This window comes from Serratia sp. NPDC087055 (assembly GCF_044900985.1).
In the GTDB taxonomy this organism is placed as follows: domain Bacteria; phylum Pseudomonadota; class Gammaproteobacteria; order Enterobacterales; family Enterobacteriaceae; genus Serratia.
Map to the genome: position 1 here is coordinate 2,692,109 of NZ_JBJDOG010000001.1, position 20,717 is coordinate 2,712,825.

Sequence of the window (20,717 nt, forward strand, 5' to 3'; positions counted from 1 at the left end):
AAAGGCCCAACCTCCGATGGTTGGGCCCTCAGGTTACTCCAAGCGTTGCAGCCTTGCCGGTAATCCCTGACGAACCGCCGCACCGCTGACCCAATCAAGCCAGCTATTACCGATCTCTCTGGTCGGATCCGGCAACCCAAGGTCATTCAGATTGATGCCGGCGGCAATGCGTGGATCTGCCGCCATCGGCTGCCCATCCAGCAGGTGTGCACGGGCCCCCATCTCGCGATGGCCATAGCCGTGCTCGATAGCAATAACGCCTGGCATCACGCCATCGAGTAAGCTGACTTGCGCCTCAACGCTGCCGCCCGGGGTCTGCAACCGAACCCGATCGCCATGCTGCAATGCATAGCGCTCAGCGTCGACCGGATTAAGCGCCACCAGATTGACGGGCTTCACCGCACGCAAGCGATCAATGGGCGCTGTTGAACTGCTCATCAGATGCGACTTAAACGACATCAAACGGAACGGCCACTCGTCCGGTGGATAGTGTTTCCCCACGTCTGAACCGTCGGCAAAACGCGGTGGGTAATACGTCGGACACCCACTGTAACGCTCTCCTGTCATTGCATGGCGGTGACGTGCCACCTCTTCATTCCAGATATTAAGCCCCTTCTTCCATTGCGGGCCGGTTTCATTGCCTCGCCAGGCTTGCTCATACGGCGCGAAACGTCCCCCCCGAGCCAACATATAACCCACCCGCAGCCGCTCATCCGCTTTCAGCACCCGGTCTAGTGCCGGTTGCAGGCGATCAACACCCGTCAACCGTAGTTCGCTTTCTGTCGCCTCAGGCACTGGCTCCCCGGCAAAAGCCACGTTGGCCGCTGCGCGCAGGTAATAATCCTCGGCAGTGTGCAACCCAAAAGCATTGCCTTGCGTATCCTGCAAAGCGGCATCACCAAACCCCGGCAGCGCCATCGCCTTCGACAACGCAATGACGAAGCTTTCCAGTGCCACCGGCTGCCCCTCTGCGGTGCTCAGGGTGCGTGACGGGACGACAGGCCAACGCGCAGTGCTCGATCGCACCATCACGCCGGACCAGGGCGCCGTAAATCCCCAGCTTTCGAAGTTGTGAGTGTCCGGCACGATATAATCTGCCAATGCGCTGGTTTCGTTAATAAACGCGTCCACTGCAATAAACAGCGGCAGTTGCCGAGGATCTTTAAGCCGGCTTTCGACCACTTCGCGCAGGCCGGCAACACCGTAGAGCGGGTTGCCCATATGGCTGATCCAGGCCTTTAGCGGGTAAGGATACCCCATCAGCGCCGGAGCAAGCTGCTCAGTGAACTGCCCCGCAACAAAGGGGTACCAAGGCCCACGGGCCGGGTACGGCTTATCGCCTTGCTCAACCTTGCGGCGATACTCGTCTGATTGTTCATACGCCTGTTTGCTGCGCGACAATACCAACCCTTTTGGCTTCACCATGCCCGGGAAAGTTTTTAAGTCATAACGCGGCCCATCGGCAAACTCCTTGAACTTACCGCCGCCGACCGAGACGCCGCCCTTAAGGTTCAGGTTACCGATCAGCGCATTGAGCATCATCACCGCCCAGCTGTTATAAAAACCGTTGCCGCTCATCATACCGCCGTGCGCAATCACCGCTGCCTGCCGCTGGTAAGAGGTGAACTCTTTGGCCAACGCGGCAATGGTCTCGGCGCTGACACCACACCGGGTGCCGTATTCGGCCAACGTGAAGCGTTCAGCGGCCTGTTGCAGGCAAAGAAAACTCGAGCGAACCTGAACCTGTGAACCGTCGGCGAGACGTAACTGTTGCTCCACCCGCAACGGCCCCTGTAAAGCCTCATTCGCCGGCACTGGCTTAGCCCGCTGCGTATCCCAGACCAAAGGCGGGCTTTCGGCTTCCCCGGTTGCCCCCCCGTCCAAATGCACCTGACGTAAAAACTGCCCGCACAACGGGTGATCCTCATCGGTCACAACCAAATGCGTGGCGTTGGTCCAACTCTTTTCGCCGGCGGCCTGCATCGCCACCTCGCCAGGTAATGCCAGGTAGTCGGCGTTATAGCGTTCTTGCTCAATAATCCAACGGATCATGCCCATCGCTAATGCAGAGTCCGTACCCGGCAACACCGGCACCCAACGGTTGTGATCATTGGCCAACGTGGTGGTCAGTGGCAGCGCCGGCGCCACTACCACGTAGCGGAATTCATCACGCATGCGGGCATTGGCTAACTGTCGCCCCTGTCGCTTGAACGGGTTGCCAGACTGCGCAGGGGACGTACCGAGAAATAGCCCAAAACGTAAATGATCCCAATCGGGTTTGACGTGCGCATTCGTTTCCAAATCCCCCATTAAGGCCCCGGATCCCGCGCGGTAAGCCAACCCGCAATAAGCCCCATGATGGCCGAAGTTGCGCGTCCCAAACGCATTCTGTGCAAAACGCTTGATAAAAGCATCTCGGCCTTCATCACCGGCATTGGTGACCAGCAGCTGATTGGCCTTTGGCCCCAGTGAAGGTTGTTCCGGATCAAGCGGAGTTTCAAGATCGCGGATCGCCCGTAATCCCTCAACTGGCCCCTCGCCAAAAAGGTCACCGCCCTCCACCACCTCATGGATCAACTGTTCAAAGCTGATCCGTTGCCATTGGCCACTGCCACGTGGCCCTACCCGCTTCATCGGCTCCAGGACGCGATAAGGGCTGGTCAGCCCTTCCAACAACGTCGCCCCACGTGCACAGGCCGTCGAGCGCTGTTCAAGACCCGCATCGCCCCCCAGGCGGTTGAGCGCATCACTCACCGGCAGCGAATAAGGAAAGTGGTGATCATGAGACAACGGATGATACGGGTTACCCGCCACGCGTAATATTTGCTGGCTTTCGCGATCCACCCGGACCCGTAAGCCACACAACGTCCAGCAACCAAAACATTGCGTCATGGACACCGCTTGCTGCGGGTTGGCCTGCCAGCCATCAGGATGCCGGGTCCCCTCTGTCGGTAGCGCGTTGGCACTGATTCTGTCCAGCGTCAATTTACCGCTGCTGCCGTCGCGCAGGCCGGTAAAGACTTTTTGCACCATCTCGCTGTAGCTGGCACCAAACAGCGTCAATCCACCCAGAGCGAGCCCGCCTTTCAACCACTGACGCCGCGTTGACTTAGCCATAGTGTCTTTTCTCCATCAGCTGATGCTGCAATTCACGAATTCCAATGATTAACGCAATCCACAAACCCAGGGTGCCCAGAATCGCCAACAGCCCTTCACTGTCCAGCGGCAACACATAGGGATTAGCCACTGCATTGAATTTGGGCAACGTTTGGGTTTGCATCAGCAACATCCAACGCGTACCCCAGCAAAGCAACAGCGCCGCCATGCACTGCATCAGCAGCCCATGGGGACTTAGCCGCTGGTTAGACATTCGCCATGCCAACATCAACAGCAATAACGTCATCGCGATAAAGGCGATACCGGCCACCCACCAGGCAATGCCCTGAGCCGCCAACGTGTGTAACGCAGAAGAAGAGGTGCTGCCATCCACCCACCAACCAAGACAAGAAAGACATAACAGCACAAGCGTGACGGCCTGATAACGTGCCAGGCGTGGCTGCCATTGAGGTTCCTGTCGTAGCCAGTAGGCCAGCAGCGGCGAAACGGCCTGCATGGCGGTAAGCAGCAGTAACCAAGGCAGCCAAAGGCTGAACCACAGCGGCTGCGACCGAAGAACGGAAACCTCACGCCCGGTATAGAGCAAGATACTGGCCGCCGACACCAAGGTCGCCAATGCCACCCACCGCAGCCACGCTTCCTCACGCCATGCCGGTCGGACCATCAGCCAACGTGCCCAAAGCGGCAAGGTTTTTGGCCTTAACTGATTACGCAGCAGCAAGACGAAATAGCTGACCACTAACAGGGTAAACAGCGGTAAAAACAGCGAGCCGAGTGACATCCACGACCAGGGGGCGAAGTACGCGTAGAAATGCCAGATGCGCGCGGGTTGATGCAAATCGGCACTCAAGGCCAAGGGCGCAACGGTACCGCTTACCACTGCCAACGACACGGCAGCCAATTCCAGACGTGACGTCTTATTTGGATCGCGCCAACGCAGCCAAACGGCAATAATGATGCAGCCGCATGCCAGGCCAATAAAGAAAAAATACTGTACCGCCCAAGGTAACCAGGCGATCTCCTGCGGGCGGGCCATAATTTCGCGGATCATGCGTGCACCTCCTGCCACAGTGCCGGCTGTCCCCGAACGTGACTGACAAATGCCTCATCAAGCCCCAGATAGAACACCTGAGGATGGGTTCCCTGTTCAGGTTTCAGTACCTTAAGCTGCGCCTGATGCTCATCCAGAGCACGCCTTAGTGCACCTTGGCGATCGTTGAGATCACCGATCATTCGCGCACCACCAACGCAAGACTCGACGCACGCAGGCAGCAGGCCGGCATCCAGCCGATGCACGCAGAAAGTACATTTATCGGCAGTCTGGGTTTCATGATTGATAAACCGTGCCTCATAAGGGCAAGCCTGTACGCAATAGGCACAGCCGACGCAACGGGTGTTATCGATCACCACAATGCCATCCTGACGCTGGAAAGTGGCCTGTACCGGACACACCGGCACGCAAGGCGGATTATCACAATGGTTGCACAACCGCGGTAACAGCACGTTGGTGGTCGAATCCTGTCCTTCAAGAGTGACCTGGTATTGCAGTACACTGGTGCGAAATTGCCCCTGCGGCAGCCGGTTTTCTACTGCGCAACTGACTGTACAGGCCTGGCAACCGATGCAGCGGCGCAGGTCAATCAACATCGCCATGCGTCTTTTACCGTCACCTTCCCGCCGAGCTGGCTGCAACTGCCACCCTGACTGTGCCAATGGCACCAGTGCGGCACCGGCGGTCAGCGCACCGAGTCGTTGTAAAAATTGCCGTTTCCCACTGTCCATTGATTTCTCCCAATAAGTATTCGCCGGGGAATTGATACAACGGAGTGTAAAAACGGCAACCGATCGCCAATATTGTGGTTTACCACATTCCCGGCATCGGCTTGATCCAGGACAATTCAACCTGGTGATACAGGTCATAAAAGCGGAGATGATGTGAAAAGAGCGGCGCTATTCCTGTTGCTGAGCAGTTGGTTAAACGCGGCTTGGGCGGGACAATGGACTATCGCAGTACTCGCACTGCGTGGTGATGCTCATGCACTGGCCCAATGGCAACCCTTGGTCGACCATCTCAATCGTCAGTTTCCCCAGGACAGCTTTCAATTGTCGCCGGTGAGTCTGTCCGGTATGGGTGAAGCAGTCCGCAGCGAACGCGTCGATTTTTTGCTCACCAACCCGGCACAATACGTCCAGTTGGATAACCGCTACCCATTGCGTTGGCTGGTTTCACTGCGTTCCTCCCCATCGTCGCAACAAGCGTCAAACAACGTGGTCGGCAGCGTCATATTGGTGAAGCGCGACAGCCCTGTCACCACAGCCAGCCAGCTCGTCGGTCGAAAAGTTGGCGCAGTCGCCGCTGACGCATTTGGCGGTTACCTGCTGGGATATAAAGAACTCCTTGGCGCGGGTCTGCGCCCGGAAAAAGATCTGACGCTGCACTTCAGCGGTTATCCGGCGGATGCCTTGCTGTATCAGTTGCGCGATGGCGCACTGGACGCCGTGATTATGCCCGTTTGCCTGTTGGAAAAAATGCAAACGGAAGGGTTGCTGCAAGCCAGTGACTACCGCGCCCTGTTGGAAAAACACAGTGACCAGCACTGCCTGACGAGCACTGAGCTTTACCCTAATTGGTCATTTGCAGCCTTAAACCACGTGCCAGATCGGCTGGCCGACGAGTTGACCCGCCAGTTACTGCAAATGGACATACCCCGTTTACCTGTTTGGGGTGCCCCAGCATCATCTCATCAGGTCAATCAGTTGCTGCATGATCTGAATATTCACCCAACGCAGCGCTCACTCTGGCAGGACGTGTCTCTTTGGGCGCAACAGCACCTGCTGTTACTCAGCGCCATTATCGGCGCGATGGTGTTGCTGGGCGCCAACCATCTGTGGATTGGTCATTTGGTACACCGGCGTGGACGTCAGATCGAACAGATGCATCAGACGTTACGCGCCAGAGAAGCAGCCCTGGCTCAAGCGCAAAGGCTCAGCACGCTGGGCGAGATGGCCTCTGGCTTTGCTCATGAGCTGAACCAACCGCTGGCCGCAATCCGTCATTATGCGGAGGGGTGCCGCATTCGTCTTGAACGTAGCGATAGCCAACATGCGCTGCTGCCGATACTCGAACAGATTGGCCAGCAGGCGCAACGTGGTGCGGAAAGCATTGTCAATTTGCGACGCTGGGCGAGTAAAACACCGCAACATGAAAGCGCGAAGCCACTCTTGCTGCGCCCACTGGTGGAACACCTTCTAAAATTGATGCAGATCGAACAACAATACCCGCAGTGCCGTTTAACCCTTGCCATCCCGGCCCAAAGTCAGTTGTACAGCCAGGCAACGCTGTTGGAGCAAGTGCTCACCAATATATTGAGTAATAGCCTGCAAGCCGGTGCCCAACACATTTTCTTGCGGCAGGAAACCGACCAACATCAACAACGGCTAATCATAGAAGATGATGGCGGCGGCCTGAGCGCAGAACAACTGGCACTGCCGTTTGTACCTTTCCGCAGCACTAAGCAGGAAGGCCTCGGGTTGGGGCTGGTGATCTGTCAGAAACTGCTCAAGAGCCAGGGTTGCGATCTGACGCTGGAAAATTATGTGGCTCCCTCACAACGGCAAGGGCTGCGCGTTACCTTGCACTTCCCTGTTATTCAAAAGGAAACTCGCCATGGCGCTGATACATCTGGTCGATGACGATTTTGCGGTTACCGACGCCTGCCGCTTTTTACTCGAGGGACTGAACTACCGGGTACAGATCTGGCACGACAGCCAAAGGTTTGTCGACAAGGTCGATCTTTACCAATGTGGCGTAGTCATGTTGGATATCCGCATGCCAGGATTGGACGGGCAGCAAGTTCATCAGCAACTGCGCCGGCAGGAAAGTACGCTGGCGGTGGTGATTGTCACCGGTCACGGTGATATTTCTATGGCGGTGGCGGAAATGAAATTGGGCGCATTGGATTTCTTGCAAAAACCGATCGCCGCCGCCCCGCTGATTGAAGCGCTCGAACGCGGGTTAGCCCATTCCCAACGCCAGGTTGAGCGCCACCAACTGCAACAGCGTTTCAGTGCGCTGACGCCGCGCGAGCGTGAGATTGCCCGTGCTGTGGCCGCCGGGATGACCAATAAACTGATCGCCGACCGGCACTTTATTGCGGTTCGTACCGTAGAGGTTCATCGGGCCAAAGTGATGGAAAAAATGCAGGCAGCCAGCCTTGCGGAACTGGTGAACTCACTCAACCAACTGACGTCGATTGAGCGCCCGTAAACCCAAAAGTCATGGTCTATAGGCAAAAAAATGCCGGTCGGAATAAACCGACCGGCAGTGTATTTTCAACTCACGGGCAAATCACGGCATAATCGAAGGCTGATCTGCGCCTTCTTTTTCCACTTTCTGCTGCAGCATGTGTTCGCGTTTCATACCCAGTTTCAACGCCAGCGCGGACGCCACGTAGATAGAAGATATGGTACCGATAGACACACCGATCAACATAGCCAGAGAGAAGCCATGCAGCATCGCGCCACCGAAGATGTACAGCATCAGAACAACCATCAAGGTCGTACCGGATGTCATCAACGTACGGCTTAGCGTCTGGGTCAGCGACACGTTCATGATTTCGTAAGGCGTCCCGCGGCGGATCTTGCGGAAGTTCTCACGAATACGGTCAGAAACCACGATGCTGTCGTTCAACGAGTAACCGATAACCGACATCAATGAAGCGACGATGGTCAGGTCAATCTCGATATGGAACAACGACAACACGCCCATGGTGATGATCACGTCGTGCGCCAACGCAATAACCGCCCCCAGCGCCAAACGCCATTCGAAGCGGAAACCGACATAAATCAGAATACAGATCAGCGCAACCAGCAGCGCCATGCCGCCGTTTTGCGCCAGTTCGGTGCCCACGCTCGGGCCGACGAACTCAATCCGTTTTACGCTCGCGTTTTTATCGACCGACTCGTTAATCACGCCGATCACTTTGTTACCCAGTTCCTGGCCTGCGGTACCTGTCGCAGGTGGCATACGCACCATCACGTCACGGCTGCTGCCAAAGTTCTGAATAACCGGGTCCTGGAACCCGGCTTTTTCCAGCGTATCGCGCATCAGATCGAGGTTGGCAGGTTTTTCCAGGCTGATTTCAATGACGGTACCGCCAGTGAAGTCCAGACCCCAGTTAAAACCACGCACCGACATAATGGCGATTGACGCGATCAGCAGCACCAGCGAGATGCCGAAGGCCACGTAATCCCAGCGCATAAAGTCATAAACTTTACGGCCGTAGTTGAGTTGTTCAACAGTATAATCCTGTGCCACAACGCACTCCTCAGATAGACAGCTTATTAATGCGTTTGCCGCCGTAAAGCAGGTTGACGATGGCACGGGTACCGACAATTGCGGTGAACATGGACGTCGCCACACCGATTGCGGTGGTAATCGCAAAGCCCTTGATTGAACCGGTGCCCACTGCGTACAGAATGACTGCGGTAATCAGGGTAGTGATGTTGGCGTCAACGATACTGGAGAACGCGCCTTTATAGCCTTCATGGATCGCCTGCTGAACGGAACGCCCGTTCTTCAGCTCTTCCTTGATACGTTCGTTAATCAGTACGTTGGCATCGACAGCGACCGCCAGCGTCAGCACGATACCGGCAATCCCCGGCATGGTCAGTGTCGCCCCGGGTAACAGGGACATCACGCCGACAATCAGCACCAGGTTGGCGACCAGCGCCGTGGTGGCGATCATGCCGAACTTACGGTACCACACCACCATAAATACGATGGATGCCACCAGGCCCCACAAGCAAGCTTCCAAACCTTGGGTGATGTTCTGTTGCCCCAGGGTTGGGCCGATAGTACGCTCTTCCACAATCTGGATAGGCGCAATCAGCGCACCGGCGCGCAGCAGCAGCGAAAGCTGGCGTGCTTCGTTCGGGTTGCCAATACCGGTAATACGGAAGCTGTTGCCCAGACGCGACTGAATGTTAGCCACGTTGATAACTTCTTCCTGTTTCACCAGAATTGCACGGCCGTTGGCGTCTTTCTTGCCGCTGTCCTTGTACTCCACAAACAGGGTCGCCATCGGTTTACCGATGTTGTCCTTGGTGAAGTTAGACATAGCAGTACCGCCGGCGCTATCCAGAGAGATATTAACCTGCGGCTGGTTGTATTCGTCGGTGCTGGACGTCGAGTCAGTGATGTGATCACCGGTCAGGATCACACGCTTGTACAGCACAACGGGCTGGCCTTCACGCGTGTCTTTTACTTCTGAGTCACCCGGCACACGGCCGTTGGCTGCCGCTGTGGCATCCGCATTGGTGTTAACCAGACGGAACTCCAGCGTCGCGGTGGCGCCCAGAATCTCTTTGGCGCGCGCAGTATCCTGAATACCCGGCAGCTCGACCACAATGCGGTCAGAGCCCTGACGTTGCACCAGCGGTTCGGCAACGCCGAGCTGGTTAACGCGGTTACGCAAGATAGTGATGTTTTGTTGCACCGCATATTCGCGAGCTTCGCTCAGACGGGCATCCGTCAAGCTGGCTTTCAGGGTGTTGGTGCCGTTGGCAGAGAACACCATATCGCGCTGACGCGGGCTGAGGTAGCTGATGGCCTGATCGCGGGTAGCATCGTCACGGAAGCGCACTTCCACGCCGTTGTTGTCCAGCTTGCGGATAGACGCATAAGGAATGCCCTTCTCACGCAGCTCGCTGCGCAGGGTATCCATAGTCTGCTCCTGCAGCTTGCTCAGCGCAGTGTCCATGTCCACTTCCATCAAGAAGTGCACACCACCGCGCAGGTCCAGACCGAGTTTCATCGGCTCTGCACCCAGCATGGCCAACCAGGCCGGCGTAGCCGGAGCCAGGTTCAGCGCAACGACAAACTTGTCACCCAACTCAGCCATTAAGGCTTCACGGGCGCGCAGCTGAATGTCAGGATTGCTAAAGCGAGCCAGGATAGCGCCGTTTTCCAGCGCAATCGACTTGCTCGCGATCTTGTCTTTTTCTAATACGGTACGGACTTGGTCCAGCGTAGTTTCACTGGCGGCGACACCGCGCGCGCCAGTGATTTGTACAGCCGGATCCTCACCATAGAGGTTGGGAAGCGCATAAAGCAGACCGACGATGATCACCACGATCAACATCAGATACTTCCACAAAGGATAACGGTTTAGCACGGCAATTCCCTTAGGGAAAACAAAATTACAGGGCCTTCATGGTACCTTTCGGCAGAACGGCCGCCACGAAGTCACGCTTGATCATCACTTCCGTGGTGTCGTTCAGCGCAATGGCGATGATGCCGGTGTCAGCCACTTTGGTTACGCGGCCAATCAGGCCACCCGTGGTCAGCACTTCATCACCTTTACCGATCGAGTCCATCAGTTTTTTGTGCTCTTTAGCGCGTTTCTGCTGTGGACGCAGGATCATGAAATAGAAAATCAGACCAAAAACCACCAGCATAATGATCAGAGAGTACGGGCTTCCCTGAGCCGGGGCCCCTGCGGATGCGACGGCGTCAGAAATGAAAAAGCTCATTGAAATTCCCTCATTAAGTTATCAATTATTAATTCAAGCGTTTCTACCCTTCATCTTTCAAACTGCGGCGGTGTTGGCTTTCCTCTTTCACCCCAGCCACTTAGCTATCTAAGCTCCTGGGGATTGATTCGGTTGCCGCCTTGCTGCAACGTGAAATCTATTGGGCAGTTAAAGGTGGAATCGGTTTACCGATCCGACCGTAGAAGTCCGCAACAAACAGCTCTAATTTACCCTGTTCAATGGCCTCGCGTAAACCCGCCATCAGGCGTTGGTAGTGACGCAGGTTATGAATGGTGTTCAATCGAGCACCCAGTATTTCGTTGCAACGATCGAGATGATGCAAGTAGGCGCGGCTGTAATTGCGACATGTGTAGCAATCACAGTCTTTATCCAGCGGAGAAGTATCATCCTTGTGCTTGGCATTACGGATTTTTACCACACCGTCAGTCACGAACAGATGGCCGTTACGGGCATTACGCGTTGGCATCACGCAGTCGAACATATCGATACCGCGACGCACGCCTTCAACCAGATCTTCCGGCTTGCCAACGCCCATCAGGTAACGTGGCTTATCTTCCGGAATTTGCGGGCAAACGTGTTCAAGAATACGGTGCATATCCTCTTTTGGCTCGCCTACTGCCAAGCCGCCCACAGCGTAACCATCAAAACCGATATCCACCAGCCCTTTTACTGATACATCACGTAAATCTTCGTAAACACCGCCCTGAATAATACCGAATAACGCATTCTTATTATTCAGTTCGTCAAAACGCTGGCGGCTACGCTGCGCCCAGCGCAGCGACATTTCCATCGAACGCTTCGCGTAATCCCAATCTGCCGGGTAAGGCGTACATTCGTCGAAGATCATCACGATGTCAGAACCCAGGTCATACTGGATTTCCATCGATTTTTCCGGGCTAAGGAACACCTTATCGCCGTTAATCGGGTTACGGAAATGAACGCCTTCTTCTTTAATCTTGCGCATCGCCCCCAGGCTGAACACCTGGAAGCCGCCTGAATCGGTGAGGATCGGGCCGTGCCACTGCATGAAATCATGCAGATCGCCGTGCAGCTTCATGATTTCTTGTCCTGGGCGCAGCCACAGGTGGAAGGTGTTACCCAACAAGATCTGTGCACCGGTCTCTTTCACTTCTTCCGGCGTCATGCCCTTTACCGTGCCGTAGGTGCCGACAGGCATAAAGGCCGGCGTTTCTACCACGCCACGGTCAAAAATCAGGCGGCCACGGCGGGCGCGACCATCGGTAGTGTCTAATTCGTACTTCACAAAGCCTCCAGCATCAGAGAAACAGTCTGATGTCATACAAAAAGAGGCGCATTCTACCAACCATCAAACCCACACCACAAGCTAACAGCCAAACGGTTCACCCATGTTCCGCAATTGTACGTCTACATCAATCCTCTTGGGATAATTCCTAATAAAAGGTTATTGTGGAACATCGATTTTTCTTTCCTCTCGTTAGAAACCTGTGGGCATCAATCACAGAGGAAACGCAAAAAAATACACATTTACTAAAAAAATCAATCAATTAAAGACTCATTGCAGTCTTGGCAGGGATGTAGGCGAGGTATATTTAGAGGTAGTCTCACCGAGTAATTGTAAATGTTCAGCTAAAAACCTAAGGAGGAAGCTACGAATATCGTAGATTTCTACGGCCAACAATCTAGCTAGAGTATGTACAGATGGAGCAGGGAGACGTTATGATACAAGTTAAATCAGTTACATCATAATGCGATATTTGTAATGAAAGAAACAGCGCAAGAAATGAGGTAGCTTAAGTAATAAATATGATAGGAGTTCTCTCTTGGGATCTGCAACTATTAGATATTCATCATTTATAATGCTTATCTGTGCAATCGGCAGTCAGCTAACTGATGTAAGCATTGGACCACTGAAGGCTTGGGAAGTATTTGCCATAACAATTTTTGCTGTATCTCTTAGAACGATAAATAAAAAGTTCATCCCTTATATTTTATTTTTCTCGCTATTATTAATGACATCAATAGGTGCATCATTTATGTCCGATGCCAAATTCGATGATTATGGCGGTTTGAAATCAAAATATATTATATCCGTCGTCAGATTCATTGAATTAATGTTATGTATATTAACTGCAATGACGGTTTTTTCCGCATCTCAGAAATACAAACTAAACACGATGGACTTAATATCTAAGTTTCTTAGGTATAACTTCTTCATTACAATTGCAGTGTTGTTTATATTTTGCGCTGACTTGGTTCTTAAAACAAAAATGGTTACTTATGGTGTGGCACGACTCACCGGATTTTATGTTGAAGGTGGGCCATATGGTTTATTCATGAGTACATTGATATTTCTACAGTTAATCTCCGGGAATAATAAAAAAAGCCACTTATTTATATTTACCCTCGCTCTTATCCTTGCCCAATCAAAAGCAGCCATAGTAGCTTTAATAATACTCATTATAATTAATTTAATGATAAAGAACAAAACATTATCAAGCTTTCTTAATCCTAGAAATATTGTTAGGTTTTCTATTTCAGTGTTGTTATTCATCTCTGCAGCACTATTCACCACTTATAACATAGCTTATAATTACATTGAAGATATAAAAGAATCCAGCCACACTATAAATGAAAAGGCCTATGATAAAAGTTTTGTAATGGGAAGAGTTGCCGCATATAATATAGGACCAAGGATATTTCTTGACAATCCTTTATTCGGAGTAGGCCTTGGTACATATTCTCTTGTAAGAAACGATCCTAAATATAGTGGCAACTTCCCACGAGTGGAAGACTGGGATCTCACCGGTTTAGGTGGTTTCTTTAATCTTATTGTGGAAAATGGTTTATTTGGCCTACTTGGATTTATAATTATAACATTTAGATTTTTCAGATTTGATGCTACTGGGATCGCCTTCTTCTCACTTTTTATTATCCCATTCTCTCTTGGCGCACAATTGTATATGGTTTATCCGTGGATATATTTAGGAATGTATGCATCTCTATTAAATTATAGAAAAATAGAGACACGCGAGCAATCCGTGTAAACTAAATTAAGGTGCTCTGGCAGTTTATTACTGCCAGACATTTATTATTTTTAACATTCAAATAAAGCAATATCAATTATTTAATCATTGACATTCAACTTCTCACTTTGAATTAAAACACCTAAAAAATAATAACTTAGGGGCTTCCTTTCAGATAATACCTATTGGTCTTATAAGGGGTATCTATCAGTGATTGTTGCCGCTTAGATTCCATGAAAATCATGGCGTTATACCCGTATAAAAATATTATGACAAAAACATAAATAAAAATGAACAGTTGTGATTTGAGCTAACTCCTAGAAAGTTTCTAACCCCAGACGCTAACTACAGTAAGTTTCTGGGGTCTAGCTCGTTTACAACCCTCCCATATATTGAAGTCTATTAAGGAGTTACACCGACGGACTCTTGTTCCGCCTGCGGGTTACGGGTGATGAACATCGCATCGCCGTAGCTAAAGAAACGGTATTGCTCGGCCACCGCCTGCTGATAGGCATGCATGGTGTTTTTATAACCGGCAAAAGCGGAGACCAACATAATCAGCGTCGACTCCGGCAGGTGGAAGTTGGTCACCAGTGCGTCAACCACCTGGTAATGGTAACCCGGGAAGATAAAGATGCTGGTGTCGTCGAAGAACGGGGCAATTAATGCCTCTTTACTGGCGTTGGCGGCGCTTTCCAGCGAACGCACCGACGTGGTGCCGACGGCTACCACGCGCTTGCCGCGTGCTTTACACGCCAGCACCGCGTCAACCACATCCTGCGGCACTTCCGCGTATTCGGCGTGCATGACGTGTTCTTCAATAGTTTCGACCCGCACTGGCTGGAAGGTGCCCGCGCCCACGTGCAGGGTGACAAACGCCATCTCTATGCCTTTCTCGCGCAGCGCAGCCAACAGCGGCTCGTCGAAGTGCAGCCCGGCGGTCGGGGCCGCGACGGCACCCGGTTTTTCGCTGTAAACCGTTTGATAAAGCTCGCGGTCGGCGTCTTCGTCCGGGCGATCGATATACGGCGGCAACGGCATGTGGCCGGCAGCATTCAGGATAGTGAACACGTCGCGTTCATCGTTGAAACGCAGTTCAAAAAGCGTATCGTGACGCGCCACCATAGTCGCCGCGATGCTTTCATCGTCACCCAGCAGCAGGTCGGTGCCCGGCTTGGGGGCTTTAGAAGCGCGCACATGCGCTAACACCCGATGATCGTCCAGCACACGCTCCACCAGGACTTCAATCTTGCCGCCGCTGACCTTACGGCCGAACATACGTGCGGGGATCACACGGGTGTTGTTGAACACCAACAGATCGCCTGCTTCCAGGTTATCCAGCAGATCGGTGAAGACGCCATGCTTAAGCTCCCCGCTCGGCCCATCCAACTGCAGCAAACGGCAACCGCTGCGCTCAGGTTGGGGATAGTGGGCAATCAGGGACTCGGGAAGTTCAAACGAAAAATCGGCGACGCGCATGGCTCTATTCACTTCTTCATTGTTTATACCCGATGGCTTTCAAGTTGCAGTTAGGCAGCCAGCCTGCGCATCCCCGCAGGCTCACTTGAGTAAGTGACCGGGATGGGCAAGTGCAGCCAACAACACTGCGGCTTGAAAGGCGACGAGTATGTTGGTCATAAAAAAACAGGCGGCCTAGTCTAAAGCTGCGGGCGGTCAGCGGCAAGAAATAAGGAGGATTTGCATGACTTCAGGTATAGTTGCCCGATGAATTATCTCGCTCATCTCCATTTAGCCTCACTGGCGGAAAGCTCACTACTGGGCAATTTGTTGGCCGACTTCGTGCGTGGCAACCCCGCAGGCGAATACGCTCCCGAGGTCGTGGCCGGCATTATGATGCACCGTCGCGTCGATGTGTTGACCGACAGCCTGCCGCAGGTCAAGGCCTGCCGCGACTACTTCACCGATGAGCATCGGCGCGTAGCCCCCATCACACTCGACGTCGTGTGGGATCACTTCCTTGCGCGTCACTGGCAGCAATTGGAGCCCTCTCTTAGCCTGCAAGGTTTCACGCAGCAAGCCCGTAACCAGATCGCCCCGCATCTGCCGATGACACCACCGCGCTTTCAGAATTTAAATGGTTATTTATGGCCGGAACGTTGGTTGGAGCGTTACGCAGAGCTGCCGTTTATCGGCAACGTGCTGGCCGGCATGGCTAGCCGTCGTCCACGCCTGGCGGCACTGGCTGGCTCCTTCGACGACGTGGAACGCAACTATCATCAGCTTGAAATACAATTCTGGCAGTTTTATCCGCTGATGATGCAACAAGCCAAAGATAAAAAGCTGTAAGGCCGAAGTAAAACCGTTGAAAATGCGACGCTTTACAATAAATTGCTTTTTAACCCTTGCCCTTTTGCGGGAAAAGGTTATTTTTAAAGCTCGCTAAATTTAATTGCCGACTTTGATAGGTAAAAGCTATCTCATCGATTGGTCTTTTACCCTTTATTCACCACGTCGTGGCCCCTATACTGGCCCTTGCTTTTACATCAACCCCTTAACACCTATTACAGGAGTAATTATGGTCCTGGTAACTCGTCAAGCCCCTGACTTCACCGCAGCTGCCGTACTGGGCAGTGGCGAAATCGTTGAAAACTTCAACTTCAAGAAGCACCTGAACGGCAAACCAGCTGTCCTGTTCTTCTGGCCGATGGACTTCACCTTCGTATGTCCTTCTGAGCTGATCGCTTTCGATCACCGCTATGAAGAATTCCAGAAGCGTGGCGTTGAAGTGGTTGGCGTTTCATTCGACTCCGAATTTGTACACAACGCATGGCGTAAAACCCCCGTCGAGAATGGCGGCATCGGGGAAGTGAAATACGCAATGGTTGCTGACATCAAGCGTGAAATTCAGAAAGCTTACGGCATCGAGCACCCAGAAGCAGGCGTTGCCCTGCGTGGTTCTTTCCTGATCGACAAAGACGGTGTGGTTCGTGCTCAGGTTGTTAACGACCTGCCAATCGGCCGTAACATCGACGAAATGATCCGTACCGTTGACGCGCTGCAATTCCACGAGCAACACGGCGAAGTGTGCCCGGCTCAGTGGGAAAAAGGCAAAGCAGGTATGGGCGCATCTCCAGACGGCGTCGCTAAATACCTGTCCGAAAACGCTTCCAAGCTGTAATTTCAGCCTGTGAGTGTATCAACCGGCCCTTGCGGCCGGTTTTTTTTGCGCCAAATGAGGGCGCGCTGCCCACTTTCTGTGCTTCATTTCCTTGTTTCCGCTCACATTTCTCCGGCTGTTTCCCGCGTAATCCCTTAACTGTAGCTAGTATCAATAGGCTGGCCCGCACTTTGCAGTGCAAATATGGCAAGCCAAACACAATAAGAAAACTGACAGGGTAGGAATAACTATGTTTTTACAAAAATGGAGCAAACCGCTGACCATGGCAGCGCTGCTCGTCAGCAGCAGCCTGTATGCTGCGTCCAATCCAGCTGTTGAAGCCAAAAACGGCATGGTGGTGACATCACAACATCTGGCCTCACAGGTTGGTGTCGATATCCTTAAGTTGGGCGGTAACGCGATTGATGCCGCAGTCGCTGTTGGCTATGCGCAGGCGGTGGTTAACCCATGCTGCGGCAACATCGGCGGCGGCGGCTTTATGACGGTGCATCTGGCTGACGGCACCGATACCTTTATTAACTTCCGTGAAACTGCGCCGGCAGCGGCCAGCGCCAATATGTATCTGGATGCCGACGGCAACGTGAAGAAAGGCGCCAGCCTGTACGGTTATCTGGCGGCGGGCGTCCCCGGCACCGTGCTTGGCATGGAAACCGCGCGCAAGAAATACGGCAAACTGAGCCGCGAACAGGTGATGGAACCGGCCATCAAACTGGCGCGTGAGGGCTTTGTGCTGACCCGTGCCGATACCGATATCCTCGACACCACTGTCGCACGCTTTAAGCAGGATCCGGAATCCGCCAAGATCTTCTTGCGCCCAGACGGCACGGCGCTACAGCCGGGCGATCGTCTGGTGCAAAGCGACCTGGCCAATACCCTGGAAGCCATCGCCAAAGGGGGGCCTGATGCCTTCTACAAAGGAAAAATCCCGCAGGCGGTAGAAGCGGCAGCCAAACAAGGTGGCGGCATTCTGACAGCAGCCGACTTCGCCAACTACAACGTCACCGAAACCCCGCCGATTACCTGCAGCTACCGCGGTTATAAATTTGTTTCGGCACCGCCACCCAGCTCAGGCGGCGTGACACTGTGCGAAATCCTCAACGTGGTCGAAGGTTACGATCTCAAAAGCATGGGCTTTAACTCGGCGGCAGCGATTCACACCATGACCGAAGCCATGCGCCACGCCTATATGGACCGCAATACCTACCTCGGTGACCCGGAATTCATCAAAAACCCGATCGACAGACTGGTCAGCAAAAGCTACGCCGAAGAGATCCGCAAGAAAATCGTCGCCGATAAAGCCACGCCGTCAGAGAATGTCCAACCCGGCATGGAACCTCACGAAAAGCCGGAAACAACCCATTACTCGATTGTCGATCATGACGGTAACGCCGTCTCCACCACCTATACCGTCAACGGTCGCTTTGGCGCGGTGGTGATTGCTCCGGGTACCGGCTTCTTCCTCAACGATGAAATGGATGACTTCACCGTCAAAGTCGGTGAGAAAAACCTCTATGGGCTGGTGCAAGGTACCGCTAATAGCATTGCCCCCGGTAAGCGCCCACTATCGTCAATGAGCCCAACACTGGTGACCAAGGACAATAAAATCTTTATGGTGCTTGGCTCGCCGGGGGGATCACGCATCATTACTATTACCTTGCAGACGGCACTAAACGTGATCGACCACGGCATGGCTCCGCAAGAAGCCGTAGATGCGCCGCGTATCCACCATCAGTGGCTGCCGGATGAGGTTTACTACGAACAGCGTGGGGTTTCGGCCGATACGCTAAAACTTCTCAGCGGTATGGGCTACAAGATGGTAGAGCAAACGCCGTGGGGTGCAGCTGAATTGATTCTGGTCGGTTTACCCGACGCGGTTGGCGTCAGCCCGGCCAACTCCGGCAACGACTCAGCAGTCTCTGGCAAGGTGCGTGAAGGCTACCTGTACGGGGCTAACGACGTTCGTCGTCCAGCGGGCTCTGCGGTAGGCTATTGATTTCACTGGGCGTGTGAACGCCCACTAACCCAGCCAGGGGCCGGTTTACCGGCCCCTGTACAGCGTTAACCGATTCGTCGCCACAGGGTCACTGATTCCTCGCCTAATTGCAGCGAGACAGCATTCTGCCCGTCATGCAACTCGCCGTCCCCTTCCAGCCGCTGCCATTTGCCTGCGGCCAGCAGTGGGCTATGCTGCAAGGTCACTGCGCCACTGCCTCCACGCTGTAACGCCACCAGCACCTGCTCATGTTGATAGATGCGCACAAACACCAGCGTTTCACCGGAGGCGTGCAGTACCTGACAACCACCGCGGCGCAGCGCCAGGCTCCGTTTACGCAATGCCGCCATACGCTGGCACAGGGCCAACAAGCGCTGGTCCCACTGGCTTTCGTCCCACGGGAAAGGCTTGCGACAGAAGGGATCATTGGCACCATCCAGGCCAATCTCGTCGCCATAATATAAACACGGCACGCCGATCCAACTCATCAGCCACACCGCCGCCATCTGCATGCGCGCCTGATTGCCTTGCAATAGCGTCAGAAAACGTGCGGTGTCGTGGCTGTCGAGCTGGTTGAACTGGATCAGTTGGCGGCCATGTGGCAGCCCGGCTCGGTAGCCATCCATCCACTGGGCGCAGTCCGCAGCATCCATCTGCACCGGATGGTGTGCGACGTCCAGCCCAGCAAGGAACCCTCGTACCGGTAGAGCGAACCCCATGTAGTTCATTGCTGCATCTTCCACGCCGGCATGCAACCAGCGGCGTGCATCACCAAAATGCTCACCCAATACGTAAGCTTGTGGATTTTCCTGTTTTACCGCCTGATAAATACCCGCCAGATGCTGCAAATTGCCGGTAGCGCCGCCGTTCTCCCCCAACATATGTACGACATCCAGTCGCCAACCATCAATGCTGTACGGCGGGCGTAGCCAGTGGCGCACCACGCTGCCATCCCCCCGGTAAATCGCCTCCGCAACCTGCGGTTCGGCAAAGTTGAGTTTTGGCAAGCTGGCATTGCCTTTCCAATCAAGCGCGCGGCCATCCGGGTAGAAATTAAACCAACCACGGTACGGCGAGTCTGGGTGGTGGCAAGCGCCGTTCTCACCTTGCTGGTGACGATCAAACCACGGATGTGAATCGCCGGTATGGTTAAACACCCCGTCTAACACCAGTTTCATCCCTACCTTGTGAGTGCTCACTCGCAAACGTTGCAACGCGGCATTACCACCGAAATAGGGATCGACCTGATAATAATCTTCGGTATCGTATTTATGCACACTCGGTGCGGTGAAAATCGGGTTCAGGTACAGTGCCGTTACGCCTAACGCCTGCAGATAAGGCAGCTTTTGGCTGATACCATCCAAATCGCCACCATAGAAGGTGGACGCGGCATGACGGTCCTCCAACGGATGTTGCCAGTCATGGCGCACAACCTCACAACCCGCTGCATGATGCCGATAGCTCCCGTTTTGAATACCGTGCTCACCACCGCTACTGGCAAAACGGTCAGGGAAAATTTGATAAAAGACCTGATCCGCCACCCAGTCCGGGCTGCTATCAGGCACATCGACCGCAAACTGTGCCAATTGCGCAGGTGGCGTAACCAACCCCCCCAGTGGCCCAAACCATTGTTGGCGATCGTTCCAAACCAGCTTGAAGCAGTAACGGCGGGTCGGTTCTCCTTCATTTAGCGTCAGACTGGCCTGATAGCGAGACATGCCATCAACGCGCTGCACTTTCATAATCAACAGCCATTCTTCATTGTCCGGCTCGGCACGTAAAAACACGCGTTCGGGCAGATCATCCCCTTGTAACCAGAGCGTGATATCCAGGCGTTGTCCCTTTTTCACCACAAAGGGCGGGACCGGTTGATGCCAGGCATTAAGCATACTGTTCTCCTGCTGTACAA

At 53.6% G+C, this 20,717-nt stretch carries 15 protein-coding genes; 6 read left to right on the forward strand and 9 right to left on the reverse strand.

The window, feature by feature from the left end; translation table 11 throughout:
* Positions 1-33 precede the first annotated feature (33 nt).
* The 3 genes from ttrA to ttrB are packed head-to-tail and all read right to left on the reverse strand — an operon-like array spanning position 34 to position 4,899.
* Positions 34-3,117, reverse strand: coding sequence for a tetrathionate reductase subunit TtrA (gene ttrA / locus ACI2J2_RS12805; RefSeq protein WP_404760170.1), 3,084 nt, complete (start codon positions 3,115-3,117; stop codon positions 34-36).
* Entirely contained in the window at positions 3,110-4,168 is a 1,059-nt protein-coding gene (gene ttrC / locus ACI2J2_RS12810) for a tetrathionate reductase subunit TtrC (protein ID WP_404760171.1), read from the reverse strand. Before ttrC ends, ttrA begins: the two co-directional genes overlap by 8 nt.
* Complete coding sequence (ttrB, locus tag ACI2J2_RS12815) at positions 4,165-4,899, reverse strand: tetrathionate reductase subunit TtrB (RefSeq protein ID WP_209636572.1); 735 nt, start codon at positions 4,897-4,899, stop codon at positions 4,165-4,167. Before ttrB ends, ttrC begins: the two co-directional genes overlap by 4 nt.
* Before the next feature lie 153 nt (positions 4,900-5,052).
* Between ttrB and ttrS the strand changes: the two genes are divergently transcribed.
* The gene (ttrS, locus tag ACI2J2_RS12820; RefSeq protein WP_404760172.1) at positions 5,053-6,810 is read left to right on the forward strand and encodes a tetrathionate respiration histidine kinase TtrS; all 1,758 of its coding nucleotides are present in this window, start codon (positions 5,053-5,055) and stop codon (positions 6,808-6,810) included.
* Positions 6,785-7,384: a tetrathionate respiration response regulator TtrR gene (ttrR, locus tag ACI2J2_RS12825; RefSeq protein WP_404760173.1), complete on the forward strand. Its 600-nt coding sequence runs from the start codon at positions 6,785-6,787 to the stop codon at positions 7,382-7,384. Before ttrS ends, ttrR begins: the two co-directional genes overlap by 26 nt.
* Before the next feature lie 81 nt (positions 7,385-7,465).
* Here ttrR and secF read toward each other — a convergent pair whose 3' ends face one another.
* From secF to tgt, 4 genes are all read right to left on the reverse strand, one after another.
* Positions 7,466-8,434: a protein translocase subunit SecF gene (secF, locus tag ACI2J2_RS12830; RefSeq protein WP_209636579.1), complete on the reverse strand. Its 969-nt coding sequence runs from the start codon at positions 8,432-8,434 to the stop codon at positions 7,466-7,468.
* 10 nt (positions 8,435-8,444) lie between these two features.
* Complete coding sequence (secD, locus tag ACI2J2_RS12835) at positions 8,445-10,292, reverse strand: protein translocase subunit SecD (RefSeq protein ID WP_209636581.1); 1,848 nt, start codon at positions 10,290-10,292, stop codon at positions 8,445-8,447.
* Between the two features lie 25 nt (positions 10,293-10,317).
* Positions 10,318-10,650, reverse strand: a complete 333-nt coding sequence (yajC, locus tag ACI2J2_RS12840; protein ID WP_004949246.1) for a preprotein translocase subunit YajC — start codon at positions 10,648-10,650, stop codon at positions 10,318-10,320.
* A gap of 157 nt (positions 10,651-10,807) precedes the next feature.
* Positions 10,808-11,935, reverse strand: a complete 1,128-nt coding sequence (gene tgt / locus ACI2J2_RS12845) for a tRNA guanosine(34) transglycosylase Tgt (RefSeq protein ID WP_209636583.1) — start codon at positions 11,933-11,935, stop codon at positions 10,808-10,810.
* 538 nt (positions 11,936-12,473) lie between these two features.
* Here tgt and ACI2J2_RS12850 point away from each other — a divergent pair.
* Entirely contained in the window at positions 12,474-13,697 is a 1,224-nt protein-coding gene (locus ACI2J2_RS12850) for an O-antigen ligase family protein (RefSeq protein ID WP_404760174.1), read from the forward strand.
* A 381-nt stretch (positions 13,698-14,078) separates the two neighbouring features.
* Here the strand turns inward: ACI2J2_RS12850 and queA are convergent, their stop codons facing one another.
* Entirely contained in the window at positions 14,079-15,155 is a 1,077-nt protein-coding gene (queA, locus tag ACI2J2_RS12855; RefSeq protein WP_404760175.1) for a tRNA preQ1(34) S-adenosylmethionine ribosyltransferase-isomerase QueA, read from the reverse strand.
* A 246-nt stretch (positions 15,156-15,401) separates the two neighbouring features.
* Here queA and ACI2J2_RS12860 point away from each other — a divergent pair, with 246 nt between their 5' ends.
* The 3 genes from ACI2J2_RS12860 to ggt all read left to right on the forward strand — a co-directional run bounded on the left by ACI2J2_RS12860 (position 15,402) and on the right by ggt (position 18,808).
* Positions 15,402-15,983 carry an ACP phosphodiesterase gene (locus tag ACI2J2_RS12860; RefSeq protein ID WP_404760176.1) on the forward strand — a complete coding sequence of 194 codons (582 nt, stop codon included), beginning with the start codon at positions 15,402-15,404 and terminating at the stop codon, positions 15,981-15,983.
* 229 nt (positions 15,984-16,212) lie between these two features.
* On the forward strand, positions 16,213-16,815 hold the full coding sequence (locus ACI2J2_RS12865; RefSeq protein WP_012005499.1) for a peroxiredoxin C: 603 nt from the start codon (positions 16,213-16,215) through the stop codon (positions 16,813-16,815).
* Positions 16,816-17,044: 229 nt separating this feature from the next.
* The gene (gene ggt / locus ACI2J2_RS12870; protein ID WP_404760177.1) at positions 17,045-18,808 is read left to right on the forward strand and encodes a gamma-glutamyltransferase; all 1,764 of its coding nucleotides are present in this window, start codon (positions 17,045-17,047) and stop codon (positions 18,806-18,808) included.
* 65 nt (positions 18,809-18,873) lie between these two features.
* On the opposite strand, the gene malZ is transcribed toward ggt, so the two are convergent.
* A complete protein-coding gene (malZ, locus tag ACI2J2_RS12875; RefSeq protein ID WP_404760178.1) occupies positions 18,874-20,697 on the reverse strand; it encodes a maltodextrin glucosidase in 1,824 nt (607 codons plus the stop codon).
* Between the last annotated feature and the right edge of the window lie 20 nt (positions 20,698-20,717).